Origin of the sequence: Methylobacterium thuringiense (assembly GCF_022179645.1) — a bacterium.
Taxonomy (GTDB): domain Bacteria; phylum Pseudomonadota; class Alphaproteobacteria; order Rhizobiales; family Beijerinckiaceae; genus Methylobacterium; species Methylobacterium thuringiense.
The window spans coordinates 1-6947 of the sequence record NZ_BPRA01000029.1; the positions used below are offsets into that span (position 1 = coordinate 1).

At 60.0% G+C, this 6947-nt stretch carries 13 protein-coding genes; 10 read left to right on the top strand and 3 right to left on the bottom strand.

The genetic code is table 11. The features are described from left to right. Window positions 1-641: 641 nt before the first annotated feature. Both MFF07_RS21450 and MFF07_RS21455 read left to right on the top strand, forming a co-directional pair. A complete protein-coding gene (locus MFF07_RS21450; RefSeq protein ID WP_238232861.1) occupies window positions 642-1223 on the top strand; it encodes a recombinase family protein in 582 nt (193 codons plus the stop codon). 5 nt (window positions 1224-1228) lie between these two features. Further along, window positions 1229-1675, top strand: coding sequence for a hypothetical protein (locus tag MFF07_RS21455; protein ID WP_238232862.1), 447 nt, complete (start codon window positions 1229-1231; stop codon window positions 1673-1675). A gap of 850 nt (window positions 1676-2525) precedes the next feature. Here the strand turns inward: MFF07_RS21455 and MFF07_RS21460 are convergent. After that, complete coding sequence (locus MFF07_RS21460; RefSeq protein WP_238232863.1) at window positions 2526-2780, bottom strand: hypothetical protein; 255 nt, start codon at window positions 2778-2780, stop codon at window positions 2526-2528. Window positions 2781-2877: 97 nt separating this feature from the next. Between MFF07_RS21460 and MFF07_RS21465 the strand changes: the two genes are divergently transcribed. Next, window positions 2878-3147, top strand: coding sequence for a hypothetical protein (locus tag MFF07_RS21465; protein ID WP_238232864.1), 270 nt, complete (start codon window positions 2878-2880; stop codon window positions 3145-3147). An 894-nt stretch (window positions 3148-4041) separates the two neighbouring features. Here the strand turns inward: MFF07_RS21465 and MFF07_RS21470 are convergent. Beyond that, window positions 4042-4323, bottom strand: coding sequence for a hypothetical protein (locus MFF07_RS21470; protein ID WP_238232865.1), 282 nt, complete (start codon window positions 4321-4323; stop codon window positions 4042-4044). Window positions 4324-4466: 143 nt separating this feature from the next. On the opposite strand from MFF07_RS21470, the gene MFF07_RS21475 reads away from it, so the two are divergent. The 7 genes from MFF07_RS21475 to MFF07_RS21505 all read left to right on the top strand — a co-directional run bounded on the left by MFF07_RS21475 (window position 4467) and on the right by MFF07_RS21505 (window position 6299). Beyond that, window positions 4467-4685 (top strand): hypothetical protein, encoded by a 219-nt coding sequence (locus MFF07_RS21475; protein WP_238232866.1) that lies wholly within the window; start codon window positions 4467-4469, stop codon window positions 4683-4685. Between the two features lie 84 nt (window positions 4686-4769). Further along, the gene (locus MFF07_RS21480; protein ID WP_238232867.1) at window positions 4770-5192 is read left to right on the top strand and encodes a DUF5681 domain-containing protein; all 423 of its coding nucleotides are present in this window, start codon (window positions 4770-4772) and stop codon (window positions 5190-5192) included. After that, a complete protein-coding gene (locus MFF07_RS21485; protein ID WP_238232868.1) occupies window positions 5189-5440 on the top strand; it encodes a hypothetical protein in 252 nt (83 codons plus the stop codon). The genes MFF07_RS21480 and MFF07_RS21485 overlap by 4 nt, the downstream gene beginning before the upstream one ends. Next, window positions 5424-5606, top strand: a complete 183-nt coding sequence (locus MFF07_RS21490; RefSeq protein WP_238232869.1) for a hypothetical protein — start codon at window positions 5424-5426, stop codon at window positions 5604-5606. Before MFF07_RS21485 ends, MFF07_RS21490 begins: the two co-directional genes overlap by 17 nt. Next, a complete protein-coding gene (locus MFF07_RS21495; protein ID WP_238232870.1) occupies window positions 5603-5854 on the top strand; it encodes a hypothetical protein in 252 nt (83 codons plus the stop codon). Before MFF07_RS21490 ends, MFF07_RS21495 begins: the two co-directional genes overlap by 4 nt. Continuing rightward, window positions 5851-6060, top strand: coding sequence for a hypothetical protein (locus tag MFF07_RS21500; RefSeq protein ID WP_238232871.1), 210 nt, complete (start codon window positions 5851-5853; stop codon window positions 6058-6060). Before MFF07_RS21495 ends, MFF07_RS21500 begins: the two co-directional genes overlap by 4 nt. Next, window positions 6057-6299, top strand: a complete 243-nt coding sequence (locus MFF07_RS21505) for a hypothetical protein (protein ID WP_238232872.1) — start codon at window positions 6057-6059, stop codon at window positions 6297-6299. The genes MFF07_RS21500 and MFF07_RS21505 overlap by 4 nt, the downstream gene beginning before the upstream one ends. A 23-nt stretch (window positions 6300-6322) precedes the next feature. Here the strand turns inward: MFF07_RS21505 and MFF07_RS21510 are convergent, their stop codons facing one another. Next, the gene (locus MFF07_RS21510) at window positions 6323-6856 is read right to left on the bottom strand and encodes a helix-turn-helix transcriptional regulator (protein ID WP_238232873.1); all 534 of its coding nucleotides are present in this window, start codon (window positions 6854-6856) and stop codon (window positions 6323-6325) included. Window positions 6857-6947 lie beyond the last annotated feature (91 nt).

The window sequence follows — 6947 nt, forward strand, 5'->3', positions numbered from 1 at the left end:
GTCCGCATCCGAGGTCAGCCGGAAAAAAGCCATCCCACCCTCACATTTGCAGCCAAGCCTGGCTTTTAAGTACTCTAACGCTAATTAACTGGGTCACCTAGCTGTTTTGGATAGCAGCAGTAGACCCAGCCAAAGATCAACTGCGATTAATTGGTCGATAAAATCTGTCTATCGCCTTGGAGCAGTTTTATTCGACTGTCTCTGAAATTTAATAGATATGAAGTCAAGTGTTCAGCGGAATGTTTATAAAATAATTGTCGCAAAAATGTCTAACGGCTTAGATTGACTGCTGAATGGAATGGGCCCTAGATCGATGGGGTCAATAAAAATGCGTTTGTCTAATTTTTTTAGCGGATTCGGCCACAGCATGAAGGCTTGCTGTGCGTGCGCTGTAGGATTTCACCCTGAAAAAGGTTCTGTCGGCCCTTGGTGTCTACACCGCCAGCCAGCTTAAAACTATACCGTCGCTAAATCGCCCTGACGAGACATCTGTCCTGCCAGTCAAGCTGTCAGGTATTCGACCGTTTTCCTGACAACCTGACCGGCGCGTGCCTTCACCATGCGAAACGGCTCAGTTTTCGTAAGGAAAATATGACAGGAAATGTATTGTATGAAAAATGTAGCTATATTACTAAGCTAACATGTTTGTCGGCTATGCGCGCGTCTCCACCATCGATCAAAACCTCGACCTGCAGCGCGACGCGCTTGAGCGGGCTGGGTGCGAGCAGATTTTCTATGAAAAGAAATCTGGAAAGGCTGGCACAAAGCGCCCCGAGTTTGAGACCGCCCTCGCCTACCTGCGCCCCACCGACGTGCTGGTGGTCTGGAAGCTCGATCGGCTCGGCCGCTCGCTGGTCGAGATGATGCGCACGATCGACGGGCTGCGCATGAAGGAGATCCACTTCCGCAGCCTGACCGAGCAGTTCGACAGCGCGACGGCCCATGGCCGTTTCGCCCTGCAGATGCACGGTGCCATGGCCGAGTACTTCCTCGACCTGAACCGTGAGCGCACGATGGAGGGCCTGAAAGCCGCCATCGCGCGGGGCCGCAAGGGCGGCCGACCCAAGGCGCTCAAGGAAGCTGACATCGAAGCAGGGCGTGCTCTGCTCGCCGCCGGTACCATCAGCGTCGCCGAAATTGCCAAGCGCCTCGGGGTCAGCCGCTACACCTTCTACCAGTACTTCCCCCAGGCACGGGCCCGTAGCCAGGCGGCGAAGGGCTGAACCCGATGCCGATCCGCCCGGAGAACCGATGGCTCTATCCGATTGATTGGCCGCAGCTCTCGGACGTGATCCGGTTCGAGCGGGCCTGTGGTCGCTGTGAAGGCTGCGGCCGACCACACGGGCGCTTGGTCTATCACCTCGGCGATGGCCGCTGGTGGGACGATGCGGCTTCGGTATGGCGCAGTGGGCGAGGCCGAGCCCTAAAACTCGCGCCAATCGACGAATTGCCGATCGGCACCACGATCCTGACAACACAGGTCGTTTTGGCCTGCGCTCACCTCGATCATGATCCTTCGAACAACGAGTCGCGAAATCTGAAGGCGTTCTGTCAGCGGTGCCACATGCTTCACGACAAGGCCGAGCACCTGCGCCAACGTTGGTTCACGTATCGGTTGAGGAAGGCCTTGGGCGATCTGTTCCTAGGACCTTACCCGTTTCGGCACCGGTCGTGATCAGACGCTCTCGAAGTCCCTGATGTGTTGATGGGGTTGGACGGGGCATGGCTTCGCCTGCCGGAGACGAAGCCTGCTACCTGACGCGCCGAAGCAGGCCGTACCGGTAACATGTATCGATGAGCGAAACCCTGTCGGGGAGGCCGGGGTCAGGCGGTCGGCCTTTACTCGCCGCTTCCTCTCTCCCGAGAGCTGACGCGGAGCGTTCCGGGTGCTCATCGATCGGCAACCCGGGGTGTCTGTGGGGTCGGGGCATCCCGTTCCCACTCCTGCGACAGGTCTCCCTATCGCTTGCTGCCGGTGCCCTCCGGCCGATCATGGCAACCCGAAGCGGCCTGGCTAGCCCGACGGACCACGGCTCCATAGGGGAGCTGGCTATCTTGCCAAAAACCCTACACGACCTTTTTGTTCCTAGAAAGCAGCTTTAGATCACATGCCTGTGAAAGTTGTCGCAGATGGTCTGAGAGAGAGCTATGATGCAGGCTATGCTGTCAATCGACGGGGTCCAGTGAGCGGTATCGGACAGCCGAGTGAAAGCCGTCCAATCCTGTTCACGTATGACGCATCGCAACCCACACGCAGACGCTGATACCGCTTTGAGACTTCGGGTACCTTCGCCGCACGAACGCGGACAAGAGCTGCGACGTGATTGTGCTGCTTGATATCGGAAAATCCGACAACGCACCAATCACCAATCGCGAGATCGTCCGCCGAGCTGGTGTCTCGCCTCAGACAGTCGGCAATATCGGGAGGCGTTGCTCATAAGCATATTTGAGGCGGCGTCGCTGTACTACACGCACTTGCATCGAGAAGAAGGGGGATGGGGCGCCGCAAAGCGCCCCAGTGCGTACTACGAAGATTTGAGTTCGATTAGCTTTCGACCAATGTTGTATAATCGTTTATCGTCCTCGTGGGCACATCGTGTAAAATTGGCCAGCTTGTGGTTGTCGCGCTGGCCCATCTTAAACGCTTCGATAACGTGCCCCATCTCATTTGAGTCGCCCTTGGTGAAGGCTTCAATTAGTTCAGTGCGGCCTTTGACGTCTTCGCCCTGGTTTAAACTCCAGTCCAAGTCCTCTTTAACTGATTTCCAGTTTGCGGACATTTTTCCCTCCCTTGTCCCCTGCGGGACAAGCACAAGGATACGCCGCTTTTTGTTCCCGTCGAGCCATCACTGTCAGCACCATCAGAAGGTCTCTCGAATGACGGCGCACGTCACCCTCGACCTGATCGAGACCACCGCCAAGGCGATTGACGCACTGCTGACCGCAATCGACGGCGCCCCGGCCATCGGAGCCGTCACGGCCTACCGCGCCGCCATCACTCGGCACGGCCGCCAACTCGTCGCCAGCATCGGGCCGTCCGCCCTCGACGCCGTTCTCGATAGGATCAAAGCCGAGGCGCCCGACAAGGCCGCCCGGCAGGACCGCGAGCGCATCGTCGCGTTGGCATGGGAAGGGCTCGCAGCATGAAGCGTCCGCGCACGACCAGCCTGGTCAGCCCGCCGCCAGACGTCGTGCTGTCGTCCAAGCCCCAGGTACCCGCCAAACCAACTTGGCGCGAGCTTGCTCCCATCGTTGCCGCGCTGATCGCAGCACTTGAGATCGTTGAGACCTCGCCGCGAACCGGGCCGGCGTTGAGAGCGCACCGATCCGCCGTCCGTCAGCAGGGCAAGGCTGCATCGGCGATAGGCGGATCCGAGGCGATGCAGGAAGCACTTCGGCAGGTTGCTGAGGCTGACCCCGCTCGTGCCGACGCTCGGACACAGCTTGTCCGAGAGGCATGGTCCGGCCTGCCGGGATGGGCGGCATGATAGCAGCCACTGAAACGGCGGCCCCCACTGTTCGGCTTTGGCGTCCTACTGGCCCCACAGATGAGTAGCCGATCCAATAACAGCAACGACAAGACCGCTGATGAACACTCCAATCATTGCGTACGAAATGCTCTTCAGTTTCATGAGGAAGCGTCCTTTCGATCAGCCGAGATCCAGCAGTACGATCCTGACGATTCATCGCGCCGACGATGAGAGCCGCCACAACACTGCTAGGCAAGCGATCACGTTGCGCTGCAACCAATCGCCGAGCAAGTGCAACAATAATTCCGATCGAACCTGCACTACTTCGCGATACCATCGGATGCCGGATCAGCATGCGGGCGAACTCGATGCAGATGGTGTTGAGGCTGTCAGGGGCGCGGTCGTGACCGCCCACATGAAAACGGCGGGGCTCTCACCCCGCCGCGTAACCGTCAGATCGAAGGCGCGTCTACGCGCCTCACAGCACTTGGGCCTAGCCGATGGCTGTCGTCACGAGGCCAAGGCCGAAGGCTGCGGCCGTCGCGTAGGAAATGGCTCTCAGGACCATGGATCAGCAGCGGGTCCCGCCGGACGTCTGGCCGTACTGCTTCACGGGGAAGTTCTGCTGGTTGGCGTTGCCCTCGGAGGCCGAGTCGCCGACGCAGCGGTCATAGAGCGGGCCATCAACGCCGCCGAGAGGGCCGGTCGTCTGCGCGTTGTAGGAGGAGGCCGGCGCGAACTGCTCGATCGTCGGCAGGACGACGCTCTCAGGTCCCCGAGCGAATGCAGAGCCGGCGGACACGCCTGCAAGAAGAAGAGCGGCGGTGGCGACGGCGATTACGCGATTGGTCATGATGGTATTCTTGGATCCTGTTGCAGATCGGGCCGTTTGGCCGACTGCATCTCGATTGCTCTGAACACGATGTGGGATGCCGATCGCGGCCATGACGTGCTGGCTCGCACGCTGCATCGCGGAACAATGCTGGAGGCGCTGATATGACCCCGAGAGAGACCGCAGCCTTCAACGTCGGACTCGCCCACGCCGCTGAGATGGCGCGCATCGCAGCCATCAGCATCGAGATCCGCGACGACGCTCGGCAGGTCCGCCAGCAGGCCGCTGCCGCCGCTCTTCACGGTCTCGCCGAAGGGCTGCGAGAGGCCGCCCGCGCCAAGGTCGCCGAGACAAGCGAGGTGCACATTCGTGAAACCTCTTAGCTCCTGCTATATTTCTAACTGGACGGGCCGATCTGGCTGTTCCCTGGCTGATATTTACAGCCATCCCACGCTCTGAGTGTTGTGATGCGAGGCGACGGAAAACCATTCGCGGAAGGCCAGAGCGGCAATCCGGCCGGCCGTCCGAGAGGTAGTCGCAACCGTGCGACGCTTGCCCTCGAAACGATCCTCGACGGAGATGCCGAGGCCATCGTCCGCAAGGCGATCGAGTTGGCGCGCGAGGGCGAACCGCAGGCCCTTCGTATGTGCCTGGATCGTTTGCTGCCCGTAAGGCGCGAACGACCCGTACGGTTCGAACTGCCCGAGATCACCACCACGGACGACCTGCCGAAGGCGACGAGCGCCCTCCTGCAAGCCGTCGCGTCCGGCGACATCACCCCATCAGAAGCGGCGGACGTCGGGCACGCCCTAGCTGCACACATGAGGGCGATCGAGACCGCGAGCCTGAACGAGCGGATGCGTCGGATCGAGGAGGATGGAGCACGATGACGACAGGAAACCTCGACCACCGCCTACGCAAGATCGAGCACGCCCAGGGCCTACACGGCGACCTCGAACAGATGACCGACGCCCAACTCTGGCGGATCGTTCGCGCGAGCTACCGACAGCTTGCCGCCGAGCACGGTAGCCTCGCCCAGGCCACCACCCACCTTCGGACCACCGGTCACGTCGACGATGCCTATCTTGCCGCCCTGATCGAAGAGGACACGGGAGGTCCGAATGCTGTCCGGCATTGAAGCCCGCCTGCGCAAGGCCGAACGCCGCTTCGCCGATCGCGTCTCCGGCGTGCACCGCTACACTGACGACGAACTCGACGCCCTGATCGCCTGGCTGAAGGACCCGCAGCCCGAGCGCGAGGAATGGGCCGTGGCGCTTCTCAACCGCGAGGGGATGATCCGATGAGCCTCGACGCCCTCCGCCGTCGTCTCGACCGCATCGAGGCTCGACAGGGCGCCGGCCACATCACCAGCCTGTGCAACCTCGCCGGCCACCCTGCCCCTATCGCGGCCGAGGCCGTCCGAGACTGGCGCGCATGGGTTGCCGATGGCCGAGCCAGCCGGAACGGCGACACACTGATCCTTCGCGCTCCGGTGCTGACTGCCGAGCAATGGTCTGCCGCCCACGAACCACGTTCCGGGAGCCTGCAATGAGCATCAGCGATCTCCGCCGTCGCCTCGACAAGGTCGAAGCACGACACCGGCAGCCAGAACATCGCGGCGCCATCCAGATCATCACGCGGGACGATGCGGATGCCGAGCGCCAGATCGCGGCCATCGTCGCGGCGGGCGGTCCCGGCCCCGGAATCCTCATGATCGACCGCCGCATCGTCGTCCCTGGACCGAGGAGACACCAATGAGCATCGTCGATTTGCGCCGCCGGCTCGAACGCATCGAGAGCGCCCGCCACGTTGGCGCGCCAATCAGCGTCATGGCCGACTACCCTATCGAGGATGACGAGGCCGACGCCGCCCTCGCGAACTGGCGAGTCCGCGTCGCGCAGGGCCGAGCCTCAGCCCCGAACGGCGTCCTCTACCTCACCGAGAGGTCGGAAATGTCAGAGGCCGAATGGGCCGACCGCCACGTTACCGAGCAGTAGCTCATGGCAGCCGGTAGCCGGCCTCAAGCAGGCATCTTGGGTTCTGGGGCCTCGCCGTTGATCAGACGCCTCTCTGCCATCTCAATTTCTGCGAGCTGCGCTGCAATCCAATTGCAATCGCCTTCACGTACCCGAAGCAGGTATTGTCGCGGCGACATATTAAGGCGACTTTTGAATGCGCGAGTGTAGTTCGACGCATGAGTAAAACCAATCTTCTTGGAATAATTACGTGGCTCTCCTTGAGTTCTAGAATGATTAAGTAAGTATCGAGCTGCTTTGTGAATGCGACGCGTTACAATCAGCGTCATTACGCCGCCGGCTGGCTTGAACAGCCTAAACATGACAGAGCGTGCAAGATCGAGATGTATGCGAAGATGCTCAGGACCTAAATACTCATTGCTCAAATTAGTGTCTATGAAATCAATAGACTTTTTTCTCAAACTTGAGCAGACTTCTTGATCGGATTGATCGATTTGAGCCCTGTAAGAACCTCTTCTCACAATTATATTTTCCAAATCAACTTTCTGTGATTTACTATAGATGATATATGTAGTCAAGATCACTACGTAATTGGTTTGTTGCACAAAAGCTTCAGTGGGCTGCCTACTGCGTTGTCCATGAGTTTGGGACGCTCAGACAATGCTTTCC

Bases quoted from the DNA above. Each gene is read 5' to 3' on its own strand.
- MFF07_RS21480 (WP_238232867.1), top strand. From the start codon at position 4,770: ATGCGAGGCGACGGAAAACCATTCGCGGAAGGCCAGAGCGGCAATCCG.
- MFF07_RS21495 (WP_238232870.1), top strand. From the start codon at position 5,603: ATGAGCCTCGACGCCCTCCGCCGTCGTCTCGACCGCATCGAGGCTCGA.
- MFF07_RS21475 (WP_238232866.1), top strand. From the start codon at position 4,467: ATGACCCCGAGAGAGACCGCAGCCTTCAACGTCGGACTCGCCCACGCC.
- MFF07_RS21460 (WP_238232863.1), bottom strand. From the start codon at position 2,780: ATGTCCGCAAACTGGAAATCAGTTAAAGAGGACTTGGACTGGAGTTTA.
- MFF07_RS21490 (WP_238232869.1), top strand. From the start codon at position 5,424: ATGCTGTCCGGCATTGAAGCCCGCCTGCGCAAGGCCGAACGCCGCTTC.
- MFF07_RS21465 (WP_238232864.1), top strand. From the start codon at position 2,878: ATGACGGCGCACGTCACCCTCGACCTGATCGAGACCACCGCCAAGGCG.
- MFF07_RS21485 (WP_238232868.1), top strand. From the start codon at position 5,189: ATGACGACAGGAAACCTCGACCACCGCCTACGCAAGATCGAGCACGCC.
- MFF07_RS21500 (WP_238232871.1), top strand. From the start codon at position 5,851: ATGAGCATCAGCGATCTCCGCCGTCGCCTCGACAAGGTCGAAGCACGA.
- MFF07_RS21470 (WP_238232865.1), bottom strand. From the start codon at position 4,323: ATGACCAATCGCGTAATCGCCGTCGCCACCGCCGCTCTTCTTCTTGCA.
- MFF07_RS21505 (WP_238232872.1), top strand. From the start codon at position 6,057: ATGAGCATCGTCGATTTGCGCCGCCGGCTCGAACGCATCGAGAGCGCC.
- MFF07_RS21450 (WP_238232861.1), top strand. From the start codon at position 642: ATGTTTGTCGGCTATGCGCGCGTCTCCACCATCGATCAAAACCTCGAC.
- MFF07_RS21455 (WP_238232862.1), top strand. From the start codon at position 1,229: ATGCCGATCCGCCCGGAGAACCGATGGCTCTATCCGATTGATTGGCCG.